The organism is Herbidospora sp. NBRC 101105 (assembly GCF_030269205.1).
Classification (GTDB): domain Bacteria; phylum Actinomycetota; class Actinomycetes; order Streptosporangiales; family Streptosporangiaceae; genus Herbidospora; species Herbidospora solisilvae.
Genome location: NZ_BSSX01000001.1, coordinates 2007475 through 2029575, shown reverse-complemented (window position 1 = coordinate 2029575; position 22101 = coordinate 2007475). Strand labels below are relative to the sequence as shown.

Annotated in this window: 25 protein-coding genes, 1 tRNA gene and 1 riboswitch; of the genes, 14 read left to right on the top strand and 12 right to left on the bottom strand. The window is 73.3% G+C overall.

Annotated elements, in window-relative coordinates:
• Positions 1–20: 20 nt before the first annotated feature.
• Entirely contained in the window at positions 21–785 is a 765-nt protein-coding gene (locus QSK34_RS09045; RefSeq protein ID WP_285581968.1) for an SDR family NAD(P)-dependent oxidoreductase, read from the top strand.
• Here QSK34_RS09045 and QSK34_RS09040 read toward each other — a convergent pair.
• Genes QSK34_RS09040 through QSK34_RS09030 form a run of 3 tightly spaced genes read right to left on the bottom strand, consistent with a single transcriptional unit; the run spans position 752 to position 3518 of the window.
• Positions 752–1447, bottom strand: a complete 696-nt coding sequence (locus QSK34_RS09040; protein WP_285581966.1) for an NADPH-dependent F420 reductase — start codon at positions 1445–1447, stop codon at positions 752–754. The genes QSK34_RS09045 and QSK34_RS09040 overlap by 34 nt on opposite strands.
• Complete coding sequence (locus QSK34_RS09035) at positions 1444–2481, bottom strand: LLM class flavin-dependent oxidoreductase (protein WP_161477677.1); 1038 nt, start codon at positions 2479–2481, stop codon at positions 1444–1446. The genes QSK34_RS09040 and QSK34_RS09035 overlap by 4 nt, the downstream gene beginning before the upstream one ends.
• Positions 2478–3518 (bottom strand): LLM class flavin-dependent oxidoreductase, encoded by a 1041-nt coding sequence (locus tag QSK34_RS09030; protein WP_285581963.1) that lies wholly within the window; start codon positions 3516–3518, stop codon positions 2478–2480. The genes QSK34_RS09035 and QSK34_RS09030 overlap by 4 nt, the downstream gene beginning before the upstream one ends.
• A gap of 72 nt (positions 3519–3590) precedes the next feature.
• On the opposite strand from QSK34_RS09030, the gene QSK34_RS09025 reads away from it, so the two are divergent.
• Positions 3591–4076, top strand: a complete 486-nt coding sequence (locus tag QSK34_RS09025) for a MarR family winged helix-turn-helix transcriptional regulator (RefSeq protein ID WP_161477679.1) — start codon at positions 3591–3593, stop codon at positions 4074–4076.
• Between the two features lie 511 nt (positions 4077–4587).
• A complete protein-coding gene (locus QSK34_RS09020; RefSeq protein ID WP_285582078.1) occupies positions 4588–4842 on the top strand; it encodes a MerR family transcriptional regulator in 255 nt (84 codons plus the stop codon).
• A gap of 290 nt (positions 4843–5132) precedes the next feature.
• On the opposite strand, the gene QSK34_RS09015 is transcribed toward QSK34_RS09020, so the two are convergent.
• Positions 5133–5200: transfer RNA gene (locus QSK34_RS09015), tRNA-OTHER, on the bottom strand.
• 42 nt (positions 5201–5242) lie between these two features.
• Positions 5243–5974 carry a DUF7873 family protein gene (locus QSK34_RS09010; protein WP_030453828.1) on the bottom strand — a complete coding sequence of 244 codons (732 nt, stop codon included), beginning with the start codon at positions 5972–5974 and terminating at the stop codon, positions 5243–5245.
• Positions 5975–6068: 94 nt separating this feature from the next.
• Between QSK34_RS09010 and QSK34_RS09005 the strand changes: the two genes are divergently transcribed.
• Genes QSK34_RS09005 through QSK34_RS08985 form a run of 5 tightly spaced genes read left to right on the top strand, consistent with a single transcriptional unit; the run spans position 6069 to position 10138 of the window.
• Positions 6069–6587, top strand: a complete 519-nt coding sequence (locus QSK34_RS09005; protein ID WP_285581958.1) for an RNA polymerase sigma factor — start codon at positions 6069–6071, stop codon at positions 6585–6587.
• The gene (locus QSK34_RS09000; RefSeq protein WP_285581956.1) at positions 6584–7351 is read left to right on the top strand and encodes a zf-HC2 domain-containing protein; all 768 of its coding nucleotides are present in this window, start codon (positions 6584–6586) and stop codon (positions 7349–7351) included. Before QSK34_RS09005 ends, QSK34_RS09000 begins: the two co-directional genes overlap by 4 nt.
• Complete coding sequence (locus QSK34_RS08995; RefSeq protein ID WP_285581954.1) at positions 7336–8184, top strand: ATP-binding cassette domain-containing protein; 849 nt, start codon at positions 7336–7338, stop codon at positions 8182–8184. Before QSK34_RS09000 ends, QSK34_RS08995 begins: the two co-directional genes overlap by 16 nt.
• A complete protein-coding gene (locus QSK34_RS08990; protein WP_285581951.1) occupies positions 8181–9539 on the top strand; it encodes a hypothetical protein in 1359 nt (452 codons plus the stop codon). The genes QSK34_RS08995 and QSK34_RS08990 overlap by 4 nt, the downstream gene beginning before the upstream one ends.
• A complete protein-coding gene (locus QSK34_RS08985; RefSeq protein ID WP_285581949.1) occupies positions 9536–10138 on the top strand; it encodes a hypothetical protein in 603 nt (200 codons plus the stop codon). The genes QSK34_RS08990 and QSK34_RS08985 overlap by 4 nt, the downstream gene beginning before the upstream one ends.
• On the opposite strand, the gene QSK34_RS08980 is transcribed toward QSK34_RS08985, so the two are convergent.
• Positions 10119–10940 (bottom strand): alpha/beta fold hydrolase, encoded by an 822-nt coding sequence (locus QSK34_RS08980; protein ID WP_285581948.1) that lies wholly within the window; start codon positions 10938–10940, stop codon positions 10119–10121. The genes QSK34_RS08985 and QSK34_RS08980 overlap by 20 nt on opposite strands.
• A gap of 32 nt (positions 10941–10972) precedes the next feature.
• The gene (locus QSK34_RS08975) at positions 10973–11410 is read right to left on the bottom strand and encodes a MarR family winged helix-turn-helix transcriptional regulator (RefSeq protein ID WP_285581946.1); all 438 of its coding nucleotides are present in this window, start codon (positions 11408–11410) and stop codon (positions 10973–10975) included.
• A 40-nt stretch (positions 11411–11450) separates the two neighbouring features.
• Between QSK34_RS08975 and QSK34_RS08970 the strand changes: the two genes are divergently transcribed.
• The 3 genes from QSK34_RS08970 to QSK34_RS08960 are packed head-to-tail and all read left to right on the top strand — an operon-like array spanning position 11451 to position 14019.
• Positions 11451–12125 carry an NAD(P)-dependent oxidoreductase gene (locus tag QSK34_RS08970; RefSeq protein WP_285581943.1) on the top strand — a complete coding sequence of 225 codons (675 nt, stop codon included), beginning with the start codon at positions 11451–11453 and terminating at the stop codon, positions 12123–12125.
• Between the two features lie 53 nt (positions 12126–12178).
• Complete coding sequence (locus tag QSK34_RS08965) at positions 12179–13477, top strand: PP2C family protein-serine/threonine phosphatase (RefSeq protein WP_285581941.1); 1299 nt, start codon at positions 12179–12181, stop codon at positions 13475–13477.
• A gap of 56 nt (positions 13478–13533) precedes the next feature.
• The gene (locus QSK34_RS08960; RefSeq protein WP_285581939.1) at positions 13534–14019 is read left to right on the top strand and encodes a DUF3592 domain-containing protein; all 486 of its coding nucleotides are present in this window, start codon (positions 13534–13536) and stop codon (positions 14017–14019) included.
• 222 nt (positions 14020–14241) lie between these two features.
• On the opposite strand, the gene QSK34_RS08955 is transcribed toward QSK34_RS08960, so the two are convergent.
• From QSK34_RS08955 to QSK34_RS08945, 3 genes are read right to left on the bottom strand one after another with little or no spacing between them, the layout of a single operon-like run.
• On the bottom strand, positions 14242–15375 hold the full coding sequence (locus QSK34_RS08955) for an NAD(P)/FAD-dependent oxidoreductase (RefSeq protein WP_285581937.1): 1134 nt from the start codon (positions 15373–15375) through the stop codon (positions 14242–14244).
• A 51-nt stretch (positions 15376–15426) separates the two neighbouring features.
• Complete coding sequence (gene sigJ / locus QSK34_RS08950) at positions 15427–16296, bottom strand: RNA polymerase sigma factor SigJ (protein WP_285581935.1); 870 nt, start codon at positions 16294–16296, stop codon at positions 15427–15429.
• 23 nt (positions 16297–16319) lie between these two features.
• Positions 16320–17090 (bottom strand): TetR/AcrR family transcriptional regulator, encoded by a 771-nt coding sequence (locus QSK34_RS08945; RefSeq protein WP_285581933.1) that lies wholly within the window; start codon positions 17088–17090, stop codon positions 16320–16322.
• A gap of 57 nt (positions 17091–17147) precedes the next feature.
• Here QSK34_RS08945 and QSK34_RS08940 point away from each other — a divergent pair, with 57 nt between their 5' ends.
• The 3 genes from QSK34_RS08940 (at position 17148) to QSK34_RS08930 (ending at position 19711) form a co-directional block, all read left to right on the top strand.
• A complete protein-coding gene (locus tag QSK34_RS08940) occupies positions 17148–18074 on the top strand; it encodes an ATP-binding cassette domain-containing protein (RefSeq protein WP_285581931.1) in 927 nt (308 codons plus the stop codon).
• 103 nt (positions 18075–18177) lie between these two features.
• Positions 18178–18966: an ABC transporter permease gene (locus QSK34_RS08935; protein WP_285581929.1), complete on the top strand. Its 789-nt coding sequence runs from the start codon at positions 18178–18180 to the stop codon at positions 18964–18966.
• Positions 18967–18976: 10 nt separating this feature from the next.
• A complete protein-coding gene (locus QSK34_RS08930) occupies positions 18977–19711 on the top strand; it encodes an SRPBCC family protein (RefSeq protein WP_285581927.1) in 735 nt (244 codons plus the stop codon).
• A 9-nt stretch (positions 19712–19720) separates the two neighbouring features.
• Here QSK34_RS08930 and QSK34_RS08925 read toward each other — a convergent pair whose 3' ends face one another.
• Positions 19721–20371, bottom strand: a complete 651-nt coding sequence (locus QSK34_RS08925) for a CHAP domain-containing protein (protein ID WP_285581925.1) — start codon at positions 20369–20371, stop codon at positions 19721–19723.
• 60 nt (positions 20372–20431) lie between these two features.
• A riboswitch (cyclic di-AMP (ydaO/yuaA leader) is annotated at positions 20432–20636 on the bottom strand.
• A 119-nt stretch (positions 20637–20755) separates the two neighbouring features.
• A complete protein-coding gene (locus tag QSK34_RS08920) occupies positions 20756–22099 on the bottom strand; it encodes a serine hydrolase domain-containing protein (RefSeq protein WP_285581924.1) in 1344 nt (447 codons plus the stop codon).
• Between the last annotated feature and the right edge of the window lie 2 nt (positions 22100–22101).

Genomic DNA, 22101 nt, shown 5'->3' with positions numbered 1-22101 from the left:
TATTACTCGGGGAGGACTCGATGGGATCACTGAACGGGAAGGTCGTGCTGATCACCGGCACCGCCGGAGGGCAGGGACGGGTCGCCGCGCTGGCCTTCGCCCGCGAGGGCGCGAAGGTGGTCGGGTGTGACATCCAGACCGCCGCCAACGACGAGACGGTGGCGCTGGTGCGCCGGGCGGGCGGGGAGATGACGGGCGTCGCGCCGATCGACCTGACCGACCCCGGGCAGGCGCGCCGGGTCGTCGAGGAGGCGGTCGCGGCCTACGGCGGGCTCGACGTCGTCTACAACAACGCGGCCCTGCCGCGTTTCGGGCCGCTGCCCGGCTTCTCGGTCGACGACTGGCACACCACCATCGCGGGCGAGCTCGACATCCCCTTCTTCGTGTCGAAGTTCGCCTGGCCGCACCTGGTCGCGCGCGGCGGCGGCGTCATCGTCAACGTGGCGTCGATGGCCGGCCTGATCGCCGGCGAGGTGCCGCCGATGGTCGCGCACGCCGCGGCGAACGCCGGGGTCATCGGCATGACCCGCCAGCTCGCGCTCGAAGGGGCTCCGCACGGGATCCGGGCGGTGGCCGTCAGCCCGGGGCCGGTGCTGACCCCGGCCAGCGAGCGGGACCTGGGCGACGACCAGGCGGCCCGCGAGGCGATCACGCGCAAGACGCTGCTCAAGCGGTTCGCCCGGCCGGAGGAGATCGTCGAGCTGGTGGTCTTCCTCGCCTCCGACCGGGCGGCCTACATCACGGGCGCCAACTACATGGTCGACGGCGGCGCGACCGCCTGGTGACGGGCGCGTCCGCGCTCCGATTCGGGGAACCGGGCCAGCATCGCGCGCAGTTCGGCGGCCTCGACGTTGGCGCCGAACGGCTCGGTTCCCGGCTCCATCCGCACGCCCTCGGCCAGCGGCCCGGCGATGACCGGGTCGAAGCCGAGGGCGTCGACGATCCCGGCGACGACCGCCACGTCGCCGGGGTCGTCCCCGGCGACGGCGATGGCCCGGCGGCCGGGCGCGCCCGAGGGCAGCGCGCCGTCCTCCAGGTCGTGGTAGCCCATGTGGTTGAACGCCTTGACCACCCGCGCGCCCGGCAGGAACTCCTGGACGATCTCGCTGGTGGTGGTGCGCGGGTCGGTCAGGTCGTCGCGGACGCCGTCGACCTCCCACCAGTAGTTCATCGCGTCGACGACGAGCTTGCCGTCGAGCGCCCGCGCCGGGATGTCGCGGTGCTTGCCGAGCGGCAGGGCCAGCACGACCACGTCGGCCCCGGCCGCCGCCTCCCGCGCCGTGACCACGGTCGCGCCGGGGGTGAGCACCTCGACGATGAGGGCGATCTTGGCGGGGTCGCCGGAGCCCGCGATCAGCACACGGTATCCGGCCGCCAGCGCCAGCCGGGCCAGGACGGTGCCGACCTTGCCCGCCCCGAGGACGCCGATCGTCTGTACGGGGCTCATGACCGGTCGCCCAGGAGGTCGCGGACCATCGGGATGACCTTGCCGCCGAACAGCTCCACGGCCTTGGTGCGGGCGCCGACCGGCTGCGGGCCGACGCTGTAGATGAGGTCGAACCGGGCGACGCCGAGCGTGCCGACCGCCTTGGCGATCTTGCGGGCGACCGTCTCGGGCGAGCCGATGTAGAGGGAGCCGTGGGCGATCTCGGCGTCGTACTCCGACCGGCTGATCGGCGGCCAGCCGCGGGTGGCCCCGATCCGGTCGCGCATCACCTTGTAGCCCGGCCAGAACCCCTCGCGCGCCTCCTCGTCGGTGTCGGCGACGAACCCCGGCGAGTGCATGCCGACCGGGTGGGCGGTGGTGCCGAACTGCTCGGCGGCCCGCTTGTAGAGGTCGATGTAGGGGGCGAAGCGGTCGGGGGCGCCGCCGATGATGGCGAGCATCAGCGGCAGGTCGTAGTGGGCGGTGCGGACGACCGACTGGGGCGAGCCGCCGACGCCCACCCACGTCGACAGACGGCCCGACTCGGTCTTGGGGTAGACGTCGGCCTGGTCGAGCGGGGCGCGGACGGTGCCGCTCCAGGTGACGGGCCGTTCGTCGAGGAGCTTGACGAACAGCTCGATCTTCTCCTCGAACAGCTTGTCGTAGTCGGCCAGGTCGTAGCCGAACAGCGGGAACGACTCGGTGAAGGAGCCGCGTCCGAGGATCACCTCGGCCCGGCCGTTCGACAGCGCGTCGACCGTCGCGAAGCGCTGGAACACCCGGACGGGGTCGTCGGAGCTCAGCACGGTCACGCCGGAGGCCAGGCGGATGCGCGAGGTGCGGGTGGCGATGCCGGCCAGCACGGTCTCGGGCGTGGAGATCGAGTATTCGGGGCGGTGGTGCTCGCCCAGCGCGATCACGTCGACGCCGAGCTCGTCGGCGATCACGGCCTCGTCGAGGACCTGGCGGATGGCCGCGGCGTGGGACAGCGGGGCGCCGGAGTCGTCCGACGGCACGTCGCCGAAGGTGTCCAGGCCGAAGGTGATGTCGGTCATGCGCTTCTTTTCTGCGAGGAGGAGAGGAGTTCACGGACACGGGGGGCGACGTCGCGGCCGAGCAGCTCGATCGTGCGGGCTCGGGCGTCGCGGGGGAGACGCATGATGTCGTACTTGAGGTCGAAGCGGCTGAGCCGCAGGTCGCGGGCGGTTCTGGCGATCTTCCTCGCGACGGTCTCGGGGGAGCCGACGTACAGGGCGCCGTGGTCGAGTTCGGCTTCGAAGCGGTCGCGGGTGGGGGCGTAGAAGCCGCGTTCGGCCGCCAGCGCCGCGACGACCGGCTGCCAGTACGTCCACCAGGTCTCCCTGGCCTCTTCGTCGGTGTCGGCGACCAGGCCCAGGGAGTGCTGCCCGATCGGCAGCTCCGGCCGGCCCGCGCGCCGCAGCGCGGTCAGGTAGAGGTCGACGTTGCCGGCGAACCGCTGGGGCCGCCCGCCGATGACCGCCATCATGAGCGGCAGGCCGTGGCGGGCGGCGCGGAGCACCGAGCCGGGGCTGCCGCCGACGCCGATCCAGGTGGGGATGCCTCCCGGGCGCATGCGGGGGCGGGCGGCGTACCGGACCAGAGGGGTTCTGACCGTGCCCGACCAGGTCACCTCCTCCTCGCGCTCCAGCCGGACGAACAGGTCGAGCTTCTCCTCGAACAGCCGCTCGTAGTCGGCCAGGTCGTAGCCGAACAGCGGGAACGACTCGGTGGCCGAGGCGCGGCCGAGCACGATGCGGGCCCGGCCGCCCGACACCGCGTCGAGGGTGGCGAACTCGTGGTAGAGCCGCACCGGGTCGTTGGTGCTGAGCACGGTCACCGAGGTGCCGAGCGCGATGCGGCCGGTGGCGGTGGCGATGGCGGCCAGCAGCACCGGCGTGGCCGAGTCGGTGTGGCCCTCGCGGTAGTGCTCGCCCAGGCTGAACACGTCGAGCCCGGACGCCTCGGCGAGCCGGGCCTCCTCGACGATCAGCCGCACGGTCTCGGCGTCGGACAGGGTCCGCCCGCCGTCCGTGGCGACCTCCCCGAAGGAGTTCAGCCCTAGTTCGAACATGTCGTGCCTCAACGTCATATGATCGGAAATGATTGACGTGTCAATTATATTCCCGGCGGGGAGGAGACGACGTTGACGCAGCGCAGAGGCCGCTTCCCCACCCGGGAGGAGCTGCGGATCTGGCGGGATTTCATCGAGACGACGGAGGCGCTGCGAGCCGCGACGGCCGCCCGGCTGCTGAGCGAGTCGGGTCTGTCGACGGGCGACTACAGCGTCCTGCTCGCGCTGAGCGAGGCCGAGAACGGCCGCCTGCGCTCCTCGGAGCTGGCGGCGACGATCGGCTGGGAACGCAGCCGCCTGTCCCACCACCTCGGGCGCATGGACCGGCGCGGCCTGATCAGGCGGGAGAACTGCACCGAGGACAACCGGGGCGCGGAGGCCGTGCTCACCGAGGAGGGCGCCGCCGCCTTCCACCGGGCGACGGTCCCGCACCTGCGCGCCATCCGCGAACTGTTCGTCGACGGGCTCACACCCGCGCAGATCCGGGCGGCCGGCGACCTGGCCGCCGCACTCCGGGACCACCTGATCCTTGACCGGGAGAAGGAAGAAAATCTGTAGTCGCGACGATAGACATTCGGCCGCGTGGGGGATAACGTTTGTGTCAGCGTAAGAGAAGGATCCACGAGGGCAGCGCAGTACGAGCATCACGACGACCTGCCTGGACGAGCGTGGAAGCAGTAACGATGCGGAGGAGGCGGAAGGTCGGACCGTCGCGGCCGGCGAAGTCAGACAGGGCCGGGACGGTGGACGCGCCGCCATTGCAGGAATGCAGAGATAACCGGAAAGGAGTGTTGAACGCCATCAGGGATCGCCCGTCGCAGGCCGCTTGCGGCCGCACGGGTACCGGAGCTCCATGAACAGGATGGTGGTCTACGGTCACGCATACGCGATCCACGCACATAGGTGAACCGGCCGACACGGCCGGTGGATGGTGTTAAACCCTCTGGGCCCCGGCGCATCACCGCGCCGGGGCCCCTGTTCGCGTTTTCAGGAAGGTTGAGTGGATCAAGCACATCAGGCGTCAGCCTCAGAACAACGCTTCGACGATGACGACTATCCCGCCTACAGCATGGGCCGGGCCGCCGAGATCCTGGGGGTCACCCCGGCCTTCCTGCGCAGTCTCGGCGCCGCCAAGCTGATCGAGCCGCTGCGCAGCGAGGGAGGTCACCGCCGTTTCTCCCGCTATCAGCTCCGGCTGGCCGCCCGCGCCCGCGAACTCGTCGACGCCGGCACCCCGGTGGACGCGGCGTGCCGCATCATCATCCTGGAAGACCAGCTCGCCGAGGCGCTGGCCATGAACGAGGAACTGCGCCGGCGCGGCTGACACCGGCCGGCGAAAAGGCGGTGGCCCCCAGGAAATACCCTGAATCCCGGGGGCCGTTACGCCGCCACATCGCGGCGCCGGAACCTTTGAAGGCCACGGATCACGATCATGTCGTCCGCTCTTCCGTTGAGCTACGGGCGCAGGGAGAGCACCCGGTGGGATTCGAACCCGCAACCTGACGACTTCCGTCCGTGACCGGTCGCTCCGGCGACCGGCGGCAATGCTGAGTCTGGAGCGAGAGCCTGAGTTTGAACGGCTGCCTCTACCGGTTGGGCCACCCCCGCGAGAGATGCAGGGGGCAGGATTCGAACCTGCGCTGTCACCGTCGTTCAGTCGTGATGCTTCAGTTTCAGCTTGCGCTCATCGCGCACCCCGCCCTTCCGGGCGGGGGTCCTTGGGGTCACCCGAGCAGGTAGCCGAACAGCGCCTCCCCGACCCGCTGGTCGGTGATCTGGGTGCCGTTGGCCTCCTCGCGGGCGAATTTCACCGCCTCCTGCAGCTTGGTCAGCCGGGTCAGCAGCTCGTTGACGCGCCGCTGGGGCAGCGCGCCGGAGAAGGCGACGCGCGTCCAGTAGCCGACGACGACGTCCTCGGTGAAGACCTGGACCTGGGCCGGGTGCTTGTCGGTCGCCTCGGCCAGCACGTGGTTGCGCGGCACCTTCTTGGTCCGGGTGGTGCGGACCGGCTCGGTGCGCCAGGTGTCGGTGTTGCCGTCGAGCGACCAGGTCTCCGACGGGTCGAGCGTGGGCAGCCGGGAGATGAGGCCGTGCAGGTCGGCGAGCTGCTTCTCGAGGAAGAGCAGGTAGGTCACCGGCACGTCGCGGACCAGGGTGGCGCCGTCGACGACGATGTCGGCCTTGGCCGAGCAGTTGGCGACGTCCTTGGTCGCGGTCACGTCGAACAGCCGGGTCAGGGTGACCGTGACGTCCCGCAGCACCTGCTCGGCCTGCACCTGCACGCGCGTCGACTCGGGCGGCAGCTGCTCGCCCTCGTCGTCGATCGGCTGGTAGGTGCGCGAGATGCCCGACAGCAGCGGCGCCTTCTGGATGAGGGTGTTGGCGTCCGTCACCTTGCGCTGGACGTCGGCCTTGACGCCCTTCTCGACGGCCAGGATCTGGTTGAGCTTGGTCACGATCATGACGGTAGCGGCTGCCTCGTTGGGACTTCACCTGATTTGTTCCACTCGGAGCAGAACCTTTCTCCCCGCCGGTCGCGATAGAGGAGACATGAGCCCCGACAGCGACGCCGCCCTGCTGGCCGCCGTGGCCGAGGGCCGGCTTGAGGCGCTGCGTGTGCTGCACCACCGGCACGCGCCCTGGCTGCGGGCCCGGCTGGTCCGCCGGTGCGGCGACCCCGACCTGGTGCAGAGCGCCGTGCAGGACACCTTCGTCGCGGTCTGGCGGGACGCGGGCCGCTACCGCCCCGCCGACGGCGCGGCGGGGGCGTGGTTGTGGACGATCGCGATCCGCAAGCTGGTCAGCGCGCTGCGCGGACGGCCCGTCCCGGTCACCGCCGAGGTCACCGCGACCGAGTCGGCCGAGGACCTGGTGCTGCGCGCGGTCGAGCACGGCGACCTCGGGACGGCGCTGAACCGGCTCTCGCCCGACCTGCGGGCGGCGATCCGGGCCACCGTCCTGGACGGCCTGACCGTGAAGGAGGCCGCGCGGCTGCTCGGCGTCCCGGAAGGCACCGTGAAGACCCGCGTCATGCGGGCCAAGGCCCGGCTGAGGGAGTTGCTCACATGAACGGGTGGCACGTGCCCGACGACCTGCGGGCGGCCTATCTGGGCGGGGGCCTGCCGGAGGCCACGGCGATGTCGGTGGAGGCCCACGTGGCGTCGTGCCCGGCCTGTCAGGCCGCCTTCCCCGCGGAGGAGGCGTGGCTGGAGGCGAGCTGGGCGGCGGTCGCCGACGTCGTCGACCGGCCCCGGCCGCGCCCGCTGACGCGGCTGCTGACCGCGCTGGGGGTGCCCGAGCACGTGGCGGTGTTCCTGGCGGCCACGCCGGGGCTGACCCGTTCGTGGTTGCTGGGGGTGGCCGGCGCGCTGGCGTTCGCGGTGGCCGCCGCGCACGCCGCCGACCGGTCGATGCTCGTCTTCCTGGCGGTGGCGCCGGTGCTGCCGCTGCTCGGCATCGCCGCCGCCTACGGCGCGCGGATCGACGCGCTGCACGAGATCACGGGCGCCGCGCCGATCCGCCGCACGCGGGTGCTGCTGCTGCGCGCGCTGGCGGTGCTGGTGACGGCGCTGCTGGTCACCGGGGCGGCGACCCCGGCGCTGCCCGGGTTCACCGCGGCCTGGCTGCTGCCGTCGCTGGCCCTGACGGGGGCCGCGCTCGCCTTCGGCGCGCGCCTGGCGCCGCAGCGTGTGTCGGCGCTGCTGGCCGCCGGGTGGCTGGTGGCGGTGCTGGCCGGCCGGGAGGCGCTGTTCGGCGCGCCCGCGCAGGCCGCGTACGCGATGGCTCTGATTCCGTTCGTCTATCTGGGGGCACGTCGATGGAACCGACTCTGACCGTCTGCGATCTGACCCGGCGGTTCGGCCGCCGGACCGCGCTCGACCGGGTGTCGTTGGCGTTCGGCACCGGCGTGACGGGCCTGCTCGGCCCGAACGGGGCCGGGAAGACCACGCTGATCCGGATTCTGGCGACCACGCTGGCGCCCGACGAGGGCGGCGTGCGGGCGTTCGGGCTCGACCCGGCCGACCGGGAGCAGCGGCGGGCGCTGCGCCGCCGTCTGGGCTACCTGCCGCAGGATCCGGGCGTCTACCCGCATTTCACCGCGTTCGAGCTGGTGGAGTACGTCGCGATCCTGAAGGAGATGCACGACCGGCGGGCCCGGCACGACGAGGTGCGGCGGGTGCTGGCCGAGGTCGACCTGAGCGACCGCGCCCGCACGAAGGTCCGCAGGTTGTCGGGCGGCATGCGGCAGCGGCTCGCGCTCGCCCAGGCGTTGCTGGGCGAGCCCGATCTGATCGTCCTGGACGAGCCGACGGTGGGCCTGGACCCGGAGCAGCGGATGCGGTTCCGGGCGCTGCTGTCGAAGCTGGGCGCGAGCCGGACCGTCGTGTTGTCGACCCACCAGACCGAGGACGTCACGACGTTGTGCGAACGCGTCGTGGTGCTGAGGACGGGGTCGGTGGTGTTCGAGGGCACGCCGGGCGAGCTGGCCGCCAAGGCGTCCGGGCGGGTCTGGCTGACCACGACTCCGCCGGACGGGACGTTCTGGCGCACCCCCGACGGCCGCTACCGCTCCCTCGGCGACCGGCCGCCGTCGGCGGTGCCGGGCGAGCCGGGCGTCGAGGACGGCTACCTGCTGCTGCTCGGCGCGCAGGGGGTGCGGGCATGACGCTGGCCGTGTTCGAGCTGCGGCGGATGGCGCGCAACCCGCTGATCTGGGCGGCCGTCGTGGTCGCGGTGGCCGTGGAGGGGCTGCGCGCGTCGTCGTGGTGGCCCGATCTGACGTTCGTGACGTTGCGCGCGGTGACGGCGTCCACGCTGGTGGCCGGGGCGGTGCTGGTGGCCGCGAACCTGGCGGCGGGCCGCGACCGCAGGGGCGGCCTGCCGGAGTCCCTGGGCGCGCTGCCCGCACGGGCCGCCGCGCGCACCCGCGCGGTGCTGCTCGCCGCCCCGGTCGCCGGGGCGCTGGCCGCCGCCTCGGTGATCGCCCCTCTGGTCGGGTACGCCCTGCTGCGCGGCCCCGCCGCCGGGACCTTCGACGGCTGGGAGGCCCTCAACGGCCTGGCCCTGACCGCGCTGGCGGCGACCCTCGGCGCGGCGCTGGCCCGCTGGACGCCCTGGCCCTTCACCCCCCTGCTGGTGATCTTCGGCTTCGCGTTCCTGATCTTCGCCAATCCCCGGGGCGAGTACGGCGGCTGGGCGCTCCCGTGGGTCGCCACCCACGACGCGACGCTCGGCCCGCGCCCCTCGGCGGCGCACCTGTCGTATCTGGTGGCGCTCGCGGTCGCGGCGGGCGCGGTGGCGGTGCTCCGGCACGGGCCGCGGCCGATCCCGGCGGTCCTCGCCGCGGTGTCGCTGGCCGTGGCGGTCCCGGTGGCGGCCCGGGCCGATTACCTGCCCAAACCCGCGCCGGCGGGGTGCCAGGACCGGGACGGGCTGACCTTCTGCCCGCGCCCGGGGTACCAGCCGTGGGTGGCGCGGTGGGCCGCGGCGCTGCGCCCGATCACCTCGGTCGTGCCGCCGGGGGCCCTGGCCCGGGTTCCGGAGCTGCGCCAGGACCTCCACGGCTCGCTGCCGCTGGTCTGGCGCACGGGGGTGAGCGAGACGAGCCTGGCGGGCGTGGAGGCCCACGGCGCGGCCGGGCTGGAGCCGGGCCCGGTCTGCGGTCAGGCCCGCACGGTGGTGGCGTTGTGGCTGACCGGCCGGGTCGCCGGGCTGGCGGAGAGCGCGCCGCGAACCTGGGGGCCACCTCCGGAGACCATCCGGCCGGGCGACGGCTGGCACGTGTACCCGCTGGCCGAGACCGGCAGTTCCGCCATCGTCCCCGGACGGCTGAACGGCGCCGTCTACGGCGACGCCGACCTGGTCAACGCCCGCGTGCTGCTCCGCGACCCGGCGGCGGCCGGGCGGGTGCGGGCGCACTGGGCGGTGCTCACCGATCCGGCCACCACGACCGTCCGGGCCGCGCCCCTGCTGGGCATCAAGGCGGTCACCGACTCCCGGGCGTGCGGGGAGCCGGCATGAAGACGCCGGCGGTGTCACTCGCGGTGCCGCTGGCGCGGGCGGCCGACTGGCTGCCGCTCGGGATCACGGCGCCGCTCGTGCTCGCCGGGGCCTGGCTGGTCCCGGCGGAGTTCGCGGGGGCGGTGGTGCGGTCGGCGGGCGCGGTGCTCGCCGCGGCGGCGGCGTTCACGCTGGTCGACGGCATGGCCGCGACGACCGCCGCCACACCGGTGCCGCGCTGGGTGCGGCAGTGGGCGCGCACGCTGATGGCCGCCGCGGCGGCGGGCGGGGGGTGGGGGGCGGCCTGGTGGCTGGCCGGTGCCCCGGGGCCGGCGGACGCGCTGGCCGGGGAGGCGGTGGCGGCGCTGCTGCTGGCGCTGGCCGGGGCGGGGTGGGCGGTGCGGCGCGCGGAGGGCCGGTCAGGGGGCCGGTCAGAGGGCCGGGCGGTGGCGCTGGCGGGGGCCGCGCCCCTGCTGGCCGCCGGCGCCGGCACCTGGGCTCCGGTGGGGTCCGGCTGGTGGTGGGCGGTGGTCCCGCTGCTGCTGGTGGTGGCCGCCGCGCACACCGACCCGGTTCGGCGGGGCCGGTGGCGCGGCGGGGTCATCCCAGGAACTCGTTGACGGTGCCGGTCTGGCCGGTGATCAGGTGGCCGACGCCGGGCAGCAGCCGGACGTCCGCCTTGGGCACGTTGGCGCGCACCCGCCGCGCCGTCTCCGGCCCGTTGATGAGGGCGTCGCGGTCACCCGCGATGACGAGCACCGGCATCGTCAGGCCGGCGAGCTCGGCGTCGGTGTAGATCCTCAGGTCGGTGCGGCGGGGCTTGAAGTCGCGGTTGATCCGGTCGTGGAACTCGCCGAACCATCCGGTGCCGCTCAGGTCGGCGCCCAGGATGAGCTTCTGCGACCGCTTGCGCTGCCCGAGCGCCAGGAGCAGCAGCGCCACCAGCAGGAGGCCGCGCCGGACCCTGCCGATGCCGCCGGGGCAGATCAGCGCGAGCCGCTCGACGCGGCGGGGGTCGCGGACCGCCAGGCCGGTCGCGATCCAGCCGCCCAGCGACAGGCCGACGACGGTGGCCGACTCGACGCCCAGACCGGTCATGACCTCGCCGAGCCAGCCCGGGTAGTCGCCGATCGGCGGCCGGTTGGGGGCCGACAGGCCGGGCTCGCCGGGGATGTCGACGGCGTAGACGCGGTGGTGCTCCGACCAGGCGGCGATGTCGCCGTACCAGGTGAGGGAGTTGGCCATCGCGCCGTGGACCAGGATCACGGGCGGCGCGCCGGGCGGGCCGGAGGCCAGGACGAAGGTGTCGCCGAGCGTGGTGGGGACGGTCAGCCGCTCGGCCGGGACGGGCCAGGTGTCCAGGAGGTCGCGGTAGCGGTCGAGGAGGGCGCGCCCGGCGTCAGGGGAAGTGAAGATGTCCATGAAGACACCGTATCACTCCCTTTGATAGGGAGTCATAGGGAATTTTTCGCCGTGGTAGCGGCGTCGGTGACCTTGGTGATGAAGTCGAGGAGGAGGGCGCGCTCCTCGGGGGAGTAGCCGGCGCAGATCTCGTCGAGGGCACGGGTCATGCCGGCGTACAGAGAGACGATCTCGGGGACCCGGCGCGGGAGCGGGCGGATGAGCACCGCGCGCCGGTCGTGCGGGTCGCGTTCGCGGGCGATCCAGCCTCCCTTCTCCAGCCGGTCGAGCACGCCGGTCATGGTCGCCGGGTGCAGGCCGGTCAGCTTGGCCAGCGCCGAGGGCGTCATGGGGGCGTGCCGGGAGATCAGGTAGAGGCAGTCGCGGTCGACCGGGCGCAGGTCGAGCCGCCCGCCGACCTGCTGGTTGAGCAGCGAGACCTGGGCGGTCAACGCGCGCAGCGCATCCTGGATGGAAGATACTGAAACCATATAATACGACTCTCATACTATTCGCGTTTCGGAGGAATCCGTGAAGATCACGATATTCGGCGCCACCGGCGGAGTCGGCAGCGAATGCCTCAGACTGGCCATGGAGGCGGGCCACGAGGTCACCGTGGTCGTCCGCGACGCCGCCCGCCTGTCGCTCGACCCCCACCACGTCATGGTCGCCGACCTGCGCGTCGCCCCCGACAAGAAGGAGCTGATCCTGGCCTGCGAGGGCGCCGACGGGGTGTTGTCGTGCGTGGGGCCGCGCTCGCCCAAGCACGACCGCGGCGTCGTGACGGCCGCGACGCGCGTCATCGTGGCCGCCATGCACGCCGCGCACGCCCGCCGGATCCTCATCGTCAGCGCCGCCCCCGTCTCGACCGTCCCCACCCCGGGCAATCCCGACGCCCCCAAGCACGACCCGGGCGAGGGCCCGTTCGCCCGCTACGTGCTGACCCCGATCATCAAGCGGGCCATGCCCACCGTGTACGCCGACCTGTCGGCCGCCGAGGACGTGCTGCGCGAGAGCGGCCTGGACTGGACGGCTGTCCGCCCGCCCCGCCTGACCGACAAACCGGGTACCGCCCGCTACCGCACCGCCCCCGACCGCAACCTGCGCGGCGGCCTGTCGATCCCGCGTGCCGACGTGGCCGCCGCCATGCTCGCGATGGTGAACCAGCCCTCGACCGTCGGCCACGCCATGGGCGTGGCAACCTGATCGGCTTTTCGGGTAGGGGACCGTGAGGAGGGAGCACACCCGGGAGGCCGGCCATGACACGCGACGGACACGACCGCCTCGTCCAGGCCCAGGCCGCGTTGTCGCGGTCGGAGCTGCTGCTGCGTCTGGCCGACGACCTGGCCGGCACCACCAGCCTGCTCGACGTCCGGCGGCGCGTCCAGCGCCTGATGGGCAGCGACCTGGAGCCGGTCTACGTCGGCCTGGTGCTGGCCGAGGACGACCGGCTGCGCCGCGTCATCGACGACGAGATCCCCCGCACGGTCGAGACCCTGGCCCGGCAGTACGACGTCGACCCCCACGGCCCGACCTCCGAGGCCTTCCGGCGGGAGCGCATGGTCGAGCTCACCGACCCGGCCGCCCTGCGCGACGGCTACGGCGACGCGGCGCTGGCCGCGTTCACCGACCTGGGGCTGAAGTCGGCGGTGTGCGTGCCGCTGCCGGGGGTGGCGGGGCCGGTCGGGGTGCTGGTGCTGGGCTGGGACCGGCCGCACCCGCTCGACGTCGAGGAACGCGCCGTCCTGCTGGCGGTGGCCGGCTACACCGCCCGCGCGGTCGAGCGCGCCCACGTGCTCCACCAGCGGGTGACGGTCGCCCAACAGCTGCAGCGGGCGATGCTGACCGACCTGCCGCCGGTGACCGGCCTGGAGGTCGCCGCGCTCTACCGTCCGGCGATGACCGCCGACCTGGTCGGCGGCGACTGGTACGACGCCTACTTCCTGGACCTGCCGGAAGGGTCGGGACGCCGGCCGCTGGCGGTCACCGTGGGCGACATCACCGGCCACGACATGCAGGCCGCGACCCTGATGGGCCAGGTGCGCAGCATGCTGCGCCAGGCCGACGTCGACCACCCCGGGCACGGGCCGGCCACCTCGGTGACGGCGCTGGAGCACGCCTGCCGGCTCGTGCTCCCGCAGGCGACCGGCAGCCTCGTGCACGGCCACCTGGTCCCGCGCCCGGACGGCTGGGAGCTGACCTGGACCAACGCCGGGCACCCGCCGCCGATCCTGGTCCACCCGGGCGGCCGGGCCGAGGAGCTGACCGCCCACGACCTGATGTTGTTCCCGACCCTGGACCCGCCCGAGGGGAGCAGGCGCACCGAGTCGACCCGGCTGCTGCCGCCCGGCACGCTGCTGGTGATGTTCACCGACGGCCTGGTCGAGTCGCCCCGCGTCGACCTCGACACCGCGACCGCCCACCTGCTCGCCGCCCTGTCGCGCCGCGCCGGCCGTCCGCTGCCCGGCCTGCTGGAGGAGCTGGCCGACGAGATGGCGGTCGGCGAGGGCAACGTCGACGACATCGTCGTGCTGGCGGTGCGGGTGCCGGCGGGCTGAGACGCACGGCACAAAACGGCGTAGACGATCACGTGAAGGTGCCGCATAGTCGAGGAGTGATCGGCGAATTCATCCGCTGGCAGGTGCTCACGTGGCTGGGCGTCTCCGCGCTCGCCTTCGGGGTCGCGGCCTTCGTGTACGCCGGGGAGACCGCCTTCGCGCGCCGGTCGGTCGTCACCTCGGGCACGGTGGAGGAGGTTCGCCGCAGCGGCGTGCTCTACACCGATGACGGCAGCTCACAGGTGGAGTACCACGGCCGGGTGCGTTACACCGTGCGGGGCGCCGAGGTCGTCAGCAACCGGATGCGGCTGGCCGGCTGCGACGTCCCGGTGTGCCCGGCGCCGAAGGAGGGGCAGATCGTCCATGTCGCCTACGACCCGGAGAACTTCAACCGGGCCGTCCGCACCTCGGCGGCCGGGCTCCCTCACTGGCCGGTGCCCGGCCCGGTCGTCTGGATTCTCGGGCTGATGGGCCTGGTCCCGCTGATCGGCGCCGTGGTCAACCTGGTGTGGATCTGGCCCGTGCTCCGGACCAGGTCCTAATCGCGTCACCGTGGCCTCAGATCCGGCGGCCACCAGCGCCAGACACGAGCGTGACCCCATACGCCGTGGCCCCCCGGATGGTCTCGTGTGGTGCGGCGTAGTCCAGGCCGTGACTCCGCGCTGACCTGTCCCGCTGGCCGAGCAGCGCCGCCGCCCGAAGGTGGTCGTCCCTCGCCGCTGCTCGGCCACGGCTCGTGTGATGGAGGCGGACGTGTTGCCAGGTCAGCCCTGGCGGGCGGCCAGCACGCTGATGCCCGGGTGGCGCGGGTTGTAGCGGCCCGTGGTGCGCAGGACGGCCTTCTTGATGAGCGCCACCCGGCGGCCGGTCAGCGGTCTGCCGTGCGGGACGCCGTCGAGGCCGGTGTGCTGGAGGATGCCGTCCCACGCGCCGAGGCCGATGCACAGGGTGTCGGCTTCGACGCGCAGGGGCCTGGGGTCGCGTCCGGCCATGCGGGCGGTGATGGCGTGGAAGGCGCACGCGCCGGCCAGGCCGCCGGGTCCGCAGCCCATGCGCAGCACGTGGCCCTCCCTGGTGCGGGCGGCGGCGGCGTCGCCGATGCCGTACACCTCGGGGTGCGAGCGGGAGCGCAGGGTGGCGTCCACGAGCAGGCGGCCGTGCTCGTCGACGGCGAGGCCGGCCTGCCGGGCCAGGGCGGGGACGGTGAACCCGGCGGTCCAGGCGACCGCGCCGGCGGCGAGGTGGCGGCCGTCCTCCAGCAGCACGCCGTCCGCGTCGACCTTGGCGACGGCGGTGTGCTCCCAGACCTGGACGCCGAGGCGGTCCAGGACGCGGCGCAGGTGGTCGCGGCCCGGTTCGGTCAGTTCGCGGCCCAGTGTCCCGGCGGTGATCAGTTGCACGGTGTGGCCGGGGTGGGTCTCGGCCAGTTCGGCGGCGGTCTCCAGGCCGGTCGGCCCGGCGCCGACCACGGCGACGGTGCCCGCGGCGCGCAGCCGTTCGCGCAGTCGCTCGGCCTGGTCGACGCCGGCCACCGCGTGGGCGTGTTCGGCGGCGCCGGGGACGGCGTCGAGGTCGGCGTGGCTGCCCAGGGCGTACACCAGCAGGTCGTAGCCGAGGGGGTCCGCGCCGCCGGCGAGTTCGACGTGCCGGGCGGCCGTGTCCAGGCGGGTGACCCGGTCGACGACCAGCCGGACGCGAGATCCCCTGAGCAGGTCGCGCAGCGGCAGGCGGCGTGTCTTGCGGCCGGCGGCGACCTGGTGGTTGCGCATGCGTTCCACGAAGTGGGCGCGGTCGTTGACGAGCGTGACCTCGGCGGCGGTGCGCCGGGCGAGCAGGTGGGCGATCGTCAGTCCGGTGTATCCGGCTCCCAGGACCGCGATGCGGGGTGTTTTCGTCATGCGCGATGAACGGGGAACGGGCGCGATTCGTGACAGTGCGGCGGAAAACAATCAGATTTTCTGTCTGGCGAGGTAGGCGAGCTTGGCGGGGTTGGCGACGGCGCGGATGGTCACGACGCGGTCGTGGTCGAACTCGACGACGGTGATCCCGGACAGGTGGCCGTCGAGGTAGAACGCCAGGGCCGGCTGGCCGTTGACCGTCTCGGGTTCCAGGCGGATCCGCCCGGCGTAGCGGGTGAGGGCGAGCAGGTGGCGCACGACCTGGTCGCGGCCGGTCACCGGGCCGCGTGTGGCCGGCGCCTTGCCGCCGCCGTCGGCCCAGGCGACGACGTCGTCGGCCAGCATCCGTTCCAGCGCGGCCACGTCGCCGGCCAGGGTGGCGGCCATGAAGCGCTGCAGAAGCCGGTCGCCCTGCTCCGGGGAGGGGGTGAACCGTGTGCGCTCCTCGGCGAGGTGCCGCTGCGCCCGGCGGTAGAGCTGGCGCACGTGCGGCTCGGTGGCCTCAAGGATGTCGGCGATCTCGCGGTGGCTGTGGCCGAAGGCCTCGCGCAGCACGAACACCGCGCGCTCGGGCGGGGTGAGCCGCTCCAGCAGCACCAGCAGGCCCAGGGACAGCAGTTCGCGCTGCGCCACCACCTCCAGCGGGTCGGGCGGGCCGCCGGTGAGGATCGGCTCGGGCAGCCAGGTCCCAACGTAGCGCTCGCGCCGGGCGCGGGCGGAGGTGAGCCGGTCGAGGCACAGATTGGTGACGATCTTGGTCAGCCAGGCCTCCGGGGAGACCGCCGTGTCGCAGCGTTCCCAGCGCAGGTAGGCGTCCTGCACCACGTCTTCGGCGGCGGAGGCCTCGCCGAGCAGCCGGTAGGCGACCCCGAACAGGCGGCGCCGGTTGGCCTCGAACCGTGCCAGCCGCTCGGGGGTCATGGGAGCCAGGGTAACGGCGGCCCCTACCGCCCCTCGATGAGGGCGGCGATGCCGTCGAGGAGCCGGGCGAGCCCGAACTCGAAGGCGCCCTCGGGGTCGGCCGGGGCGTTGTAGGCCTCGCCGCTGGCGCTGCCGACCCGGCCGGCCAGGGGGTAGGCGGACATGTCGCCGGCGGCGGCCAGGAACGGCTCGTGCGCGCGCCACCACTCCTCGTCGGTCATGCCGGTCTCCTGGGCGGCGCGGGCGGCCTCGACCACGCCGCGGGCGGCGCCGTGGACGTAGGCGCCGATGAGGGTCAGGACGTTGTCCATCTCCAGGTCGGTCAGGCCGATGCCGTCCAGGGCCGACAGTTCGTGCTCGTACTTGCCCAGGGTGCCGGGGCCGAGCGGGGGGCGGCTGACGGCGAGCTGGAGGATCCACGGGTGGCGGCGGTAGAGGGCCAGGTTGTCGCGGGCGACGCGCTCGACCCGGGCCCGCCAGCCCTCCGGGATCGGCGTGTCGGTGAAGGTCTCCTTGAAGACGGTGTCGAGCATGACGTCCAGGAGCTCGGCCTTGCCCGGGACGTGGGTGTAGAGCGACATCGTGCCCACGCCCAGGTGGTCGGCGACCTTGCGCATGGACAGCGCGGCCAGGCCCTCGGCGTCGGCGACCTCGATCGCGGCGGCGATGACCCGGTCGGCGGTCAGTTCGGGGCGGCCCTTGCGGGGGGCGCGCTCGCGGGCGCGGGACGGGTCGCGCCACAGCAGCGCGAGGGTGCGCGCGGGGTCGCCTCGTCCGATGTATTCGGTCGTCATGATGCCGCTCAGCGTACTCGGGCGCTTAACCGTAGGCTGTACGGTACGCTGTACGGCATGACGTACACGATAGAGGCGCACGGGCTCGTCAAGCGCTACGGCGCGCGGGCCGCCCTCGACGGGTTCGACCTGGCCGTCCCGGAGGGGACGGTCCACGGCCTGCTCGGCCCCAACGGGGCGGGCAAGACCACCGCGGTGCGGGTGCTCACCACGCTGCTGCGCCCCGACGCCGGCACCGCGCGGGTGGCCGGGTTCGACGTGACCCGCGACGGCGGCCGGGTGCGCCGCCGCATCGGCCTGGTCGGGCAGCACGCCGCCCTGGATGAGGCCCTGTCGGGCCGGGCCAACCTGGAGATGTTCGGCCGCCTGTCCCACCTGCGCCCCAGGGCCGCCCGGCTCCGGGCCGGGGAGCTGCTCGACCGGTTCGGGCTGGGCGACACCGGCCGCAAGGCGGTCAAGGACTATTCGGGCGGCATGCGCCGCCGCCTGGACCTGGCGGCCGGGCTGATCCTGTCGCCGCCGGTGCTGTTCCTCGACGAGCCGACCACGGGCCTGGACCCGCGCGGCCGCGCGGAGGTGTGGGCGGCCGTCCGCGCTTTGGTCGCCGACGGCACCACCGTGCTGCTGACCACGCAGTACCTGGAGGAGGCCGACCAGCTCGCCCACCGCATCACCGTCGTCAACGAGGGCCGCCAGGTCGCCGAGGGCAGCCCGGAGGAGCTGAAGAAGACCGTCGGCGGCGACCGGGTGGAGGTCGTCGTGCACGACCCGGCGGACCTCCCGGCCGCCGCGGCCCTGCTCGGCCCCGCCGCCGAGACCGACCCCGACACCCGGCGCGTCAGCGCGCCGGCCCCCGACCGCATGGCGACCCTGAGCGCGGTCGTCCACGACCTGGCGGCGAGCGGCATCGCCGCCGACGACGTCGCGATCCGCCGGCCCACCCTCGACGAGGTGTTCCTGCACCTCACCCGGGGTGCGGCGTGACAATCCCCTTCCGTTACGGCTCCGCCCACCCTGCCCCGCCCGCCGCCGCCGGCGCCCGCCGTATCCGGCGCCGACCGGCCGCGCCCGCCCCGAGGAGTCACGCGTGAACCGACTGACCTGGGCCCTCGCCGACGGCTGGACCGTCACCCGGCGTGAGGTCACCCACTGGACCGCCAACCCCGGCCAGCTCGTCGCGGGGCTGCTGTTCCCCGTCATGGTGCTGCTGCTGTTCGGCTACCTGCTGGGCGGCGGCATCGCGGTGCCCGGCGGCGACTACCGCGAGTTCCTGATGCCCGGCATGTTCGCGATGACGATGGTCTTCGGCCTGGAGGGCACCTTCACCGCGATCGGCAACGACGTCACCAAGGGCGTGACCGACCGGTTCCGGTCGCTGCCGATGGCCTCCTCGGCGGTGGTGTCGGGCCGGGCGGCGGCCGACATGCTCACCACGGTGTTGTCGCTGACGGTGCTGATCGTCAGCGGCCTGGCCGTCGGCTGGAGCGCCCGCAACGGGTTCGGCGACGCGCTGGCGGCCGTCGGGCTGCTGTTGTGGTTGCGCTTCGCGCTGTTGTGGGCGGGGATCTGGCTCGGGCTGAAGATCCGCAACCCGGAGGCGGTGATGGCCCTGCAGATCCTGGTGTGGCCGATCGGCTTCCTGTCCAACGCCATCACCTCCCCGGCGACGATGCCGGGCTGGCTGGGCGTGATCGCCGACTGGAACCCGCTGTCGTCGACGGCGGCGGCGGCCCGGGAGCTGTTCGGCAACCCCGGCTGGGCCAACGACACCTGGGCGGCGGCGCACGCGCTCGAACTGGCGCTGGCCTGGCCGCTGGTCATCACGGCGATCTTCGCGCCGCTCTCGGTGAGGGCCTACCGGAACCTGTCTCGCTAGGCTGAGCCGCATGGCACACGAGTTCGAGGTCCGTGAGGAAATCGTCCTGCCCGCCACGACCGAGGAGGTGTGGGAGGCGATCGCGACCGGGCCGGGCGTCGACTCGTGGTTCATGGGAGCCAACGACTTCGAACCCGGGGTCGGGGGCGCGGGCCGTCAGACGGTCGCCGGGTTCACCACCCACGCCACCGTGACCGGCTGGGAGCCGGGCGAGCGGCTGGCGTTCACGACCGACACGGCGGCCGACGGGTCGTTCATGGCGTTCGAATACCTGCTGGAGGGCCGGTCGGGCGGCAGCACGGTGTTGCGGTTCGTGCACTCGGGGCTGCTGACCGGCGACTGGGAGGACCAGTACGACGCGCTGTCGGTGGGCGACGGTCTCTACCTGCGCAAGCTGGAGGCCTACCTGCGGCACTTCCCGGGCGTGACCGCCGACTACGCGTTGTTCGAGATCGGCCGCCCCACCCCCGATGCCGCGAGGGTGTGGGCGGCCTTTCTCGACGCCTTCTCTCTGGGGCAGCCACCGGAGAAGGGCCGCGTCGCGGTGCCCGGCCTGAACCCCGACGACGCGCAGGTCGTGTTCGCCGAGGCGGGGTTCCTGTGCGTGGTGACCGCGACGTCGCTGATCACGCTCGTCCACGGCTACCGCGACGCCGTCGTCGCGGAGCACCACGCCTTTCCGGGGGAGATCGCCAGGCCGCTGGCGGAGAGCGCCTGGCGGGCCTGGCTGGGGGAGAACTTCTAGGCCGTGGGGTCAGGCCGTGTAGACGGGGTAGCCGTATCCGACGACGTCGGCGGTCTGCCGCTCGCGGACCTCGACCACGCCGTTGCCGGTGTTGCCCTCCACGGTCTCGATGGTGCCGTCGCCGTTGTCCTTGATGACGAAGCCGACGTGCTGGATGTCGTGGATGTCCTTTCCGCCGTTCCAGTCGAAGAACACGACCGCGCCGGGGGCCGGGACGGTGCCCCAGCGGTTGTTCTCGGCGAACCACTCGGCGTGGCGGACGGTGTAGGCGTCCTCGCCGAGCACCGGGCTGATGCCCAGCTGGTTGCCGACCCAGCTGACGAACATGTCGCACCAGGGGGCGTTGGCGTAGCCGTAGCGGGTTCCGCCGTCACGGGCGATGGTCTCGGCCGCGCGCTCGGAGTTCATGTACCAGTGGTGGAACTTGGTGCCGCCGCCGTACATGTTCTCGCTCGTGCCGACCTGGCTGGTGGCGAGGTTGAGCACCTGCTGGGCGCTGACCTTGGGCAGTCCCTTGGCGACCTCCAGCAGAGGGCTGTAGGCCAGGGTGACTCCCTCGGGTGCCGTCCCCGCGGGGGCGGCGGCCTCGGCGTTGGCGACGGCGTTGGGGGTCAGGTCGACAGCGGCGACGGTGCCGCCGGTGACCAGGGCCGCCGTCATCAGACCGGTTGCCAGGACAGCGCGGATTCCAGGTTTGGGGGCTCGCATGGGTGGGGTTGACTCCTTGCTTCCATGCGCCTACCGGGTTAGCTGACGGACTCGGGCGTGGAAGCCGCCCTACGGCCTGTCGTTGAGGGGCAGACAGGCCGATTCACCCCAGAGGACCCGGTGGGTGTGCGTGGTGATCGGGAGAGTCAGGTGATCACCGGGTCCTCGCTGGTTCCCCGGTTCCGCGCGGGGCGCGCGGATTCGGCGATCTCTAGTTGTCTTCCTTCGGCGGCTGACCTGCGGTTACGTAGGTCACACCGCCTCGAGTTCCCCAGAAGGTAGTACAAAGCCCAGAATCGGTCAAACTTGGACAATCAACACATTGTGGGGGTAACGTCAGCGCCAGCCCTCCGGGTCGACCCCGCCGGGCACCGGTCCGGGCGGCCCATAGGGCTCGCGGGTGAACACGAAGGTGTTGAGATCGAGGTGTACGCCCTCGCCGGTGCGGACCACCCGAAGCGTCTCGCCGGCGTAGTAACCGTCCAGGCCCAGCCAGGTTCCGTCGGCGAGCGCGGCGAACCGGGAGGCGCGCCCGGTCTCGCCGACCGGCGTCAGGGCCAGGCCCCGGCCGGGCAGGGCCCGCAGGACGTAGGCGGCCGGCCCCCAGTACCAGGGGCCGGTCAGGGCCAGCAGGTCGTCGTCGACCGGGGCGGGCCGCCATTCGGCCGGCAGCGCGGGTTCGTGCTCGTCGAGGATGTCGAGCAGGTCGCCGGTCAGGGCGTTGCCCTTGACGCCGCTGGTGGTGTTGGCCAGGAACAGCACGCCCACGCCGTCGGACGGGTCGGCCCACACGGTGGCCAGGAAACCGGGCATCGAGCCGGTGTGCCCGGCCAGGCGGCGGCCGTTGTGGCGGCGCAGCTGCAGGCCCAGGCCGTAGCCGGAGGTCCACGACGGGCCGTCTTCGACGGTGGCCGGTTCGCGCATCTCGGCCATCGTGGCCGGGCGCAGGACGCCGGCGCCGTCGCCGCCGACGAAGATCGCCCACCGGGCCAGGTCGGCCGGGGTGCACCACATCTGCCCGGCGGGGGCCAGCGCGACCGCGTCGTGCTCGGGCTCGGGCAGCAGCACGTCGGCCCACGGGTGCACGGCGTATCCGGTGGCGTGCGGGACCCGGGGCCGCTCGGTCGTGTCGCGCATGCCCAGCGGGATCAGCACCTCGTCGTGGACGGCCTGCGCCCACCCCCGGCCCCGGACGCGCGCCACCACCTCGCCGAGGAACCCGAACCCGAGGTTGGAGTAGTGGAAGCGGCGGCCGGGCCGGTGACGGCCGGTCATCGCGTCGAGCATGCCGACCAGCTCGGGCATCGGAACCCCGGGCGTGCGCTCCCACCACGGGCCGGGCGGCTCGGCGGTCAGCCCGCCGGTGTGCGAGAGCAGCTGGGCGATCGTCACCTCGCCGGCGGGCGTGCCGGGCAGGTGCTTCTCCAGCGGGTCGAGCAGGTCCAGCAGCCCCTCGTCGCGCAGCCGCATGATCATGACGGCGACCATGCTCTTGGTGATCGACCCGACCCGGAACTGCGTGGAGGCCGTCGGCGGGCCCTCGCCCACGCGTCCCCGGTAGCCCGACCAGACCAGCTCGCCGCCGCGGATCACCGCGACCGCCAGAGCGGGGATGCGGGAGGCGGCCTGCTCGGTGGCCACCCGTAGCGCGAGGGCCCGCGCCGTACTCTCCAAGACCATGG

What these genes read in the sequence shown, in the direction of transcription:
- QSK34_RS09045 (WP_285581968.1), top strand. Translation starts at nt 21, where the DNA reads ATGGGATCACTGAACGGGAAGGTCGTGCTGATCACCGGCACCGCCGGA.
- QSK34_RS09040 (WP_285581966.1), bottom strand. Translation starts at nt 1,447, where the DNA reads ATGAGCCCCGTACAGACGATCGGCGTCCTCGGGGCGGGCAAGGTCGGC.
- QSK34_RS09035 (WP_161477677.1), bottom strand. Translation starts at nt 2,481, where the DNA reads ATGACCGACATCACCTTCGGCCTGGACACCTTCGGCGACGTGCCGTCG.
- QSK34_RS09030 (WP_285581963.1), bottom strand. Translation starts at nt 3,518, where the DNA reads ATGTTCGAACTAGGGCTGAACTCCTTCGGGGAGGTCGCCACGGACGGC.
- QSK34_RS09020 (WP_285582078.1), top strand. Translation starts at nt 4,588, where the DNA reads ATGGGCCGGGCCGCCGAGATCCTGGGGGTCACCCCGGCCTTCCTGCGC.
- QSK34_RS09005 (WP_285581958.1), top strand. Translation starts at nt 6,069, where the DNA reads ATGAGCCCCGACAGCGACGCCGCCCTGCTGGCCGCCGTGGCCGAGGGC.
- QSK34_RS09000 (WP_285581956.1), top strand. Translation starts at nt 6,584, where the DNA reads ATGAACGGGTGGCACGTGCCCGACGACCTGCGGGCGGCCTATCTGGGC.
- QSK34_RS08995 (WP_285581954.1), top strand. Translation starts at nt 7,336, where the DNA reads ATGGAACCGACTCTGACCGTCTGCGATCTGACCCGGCGGTTCGGCCGC.
- QSK34_RS08990 (WP_285581951.1), top strand. Translation starts at nt 8,181, where the DNA reads ATGACGCTGGCCGTGTTCGAGCTGCGGCGGATGGCGCGCAACCCGCTG.
- QSK34_RS08985 (WP_285581949.1), top strand. Translation starts at nt 9,536, where the DNA reads ATGAAGACGCCGGCGGTGTCACTCGCGGTGCCGCTGGCGCGGGCGGCC.
- QSK34_RS08980 (WP_285581948.1), bottom strand. Translation starts at nt 10,940, where the DNA reads ATGGACATCTTCACTTCCCCTGACGCCGGGCGCGCCCTCCTCGACCGC.
- QSK34_RS08975 (WP_285581946.1), bottom strand. Translation starts at nt 11,410, where the DNA reads ATGGTTTCAGTATCTTCCATCCAGGATGCGCTGCGCGCGTTGACCGCC.
- QSK34_RS08965 (WP_285581941.1), top strand. Translation starts at nt 12,179, where the DNA reads ATGACACGCGACGGACACGACCGCCTCGTCCAGGCCCAGGCCGCGTTG.
- QSK34_RS08955 (WP_285581937.1), bottom strand. Translation starts at nt 15,375, where the DNA reads ATGACGAAAACACCCCGCATCGCGGTCCTGGGAGCCGGATACACCGGA.
- sigJ (WP_285581935.1), bottom strand. Translation starts at nt 16,296, where the DNA reads ATGACCCCCGAGCGGCTGGCACGGTTCGAGGCCAACCGGCGCCGCCTG.
- QSK34_RS08945 (WP_285581933.1), bottom strand. Translation starts at nt 17,090, where the DNA reads ATGACGACCGAATACATCGGACGAGGCGACCCCGCGCGCACCCTCGCG.
- QSK34_RS08940 (WP_285581931.1), top strand. Translation starts at nt 17,148, where the DNA reads ATGACGTACACGATAGAGGCGCACGGGCTCGTCAAGCGCTACGGCGCG.
- QSK34_RS08930 (WP_285581927.1), top strand. Translation starts at nt 18,977, where the DNA reads ATGGCACACGAGTTCGAGGTCCGTGAGGAAATCGTCCTGCCCGCCACG.
- QSK34_RS08925 (WP_285581925.1), bottom strand. Translation starts at nt 20,371, where the DNA reads ATGACGGCGGCCCTGGTCACCGGCGGCACCGTCGCCGCTGTCGACCTG.
- QSK34_RS08920 (WP_285581924.1), bottom strand. Translation starts at nt 22,099, where the DNA reads ATGGTCTTGGAGAGTACGGCGCGGGCCCTCGCGCTACGGGTGGCCACC.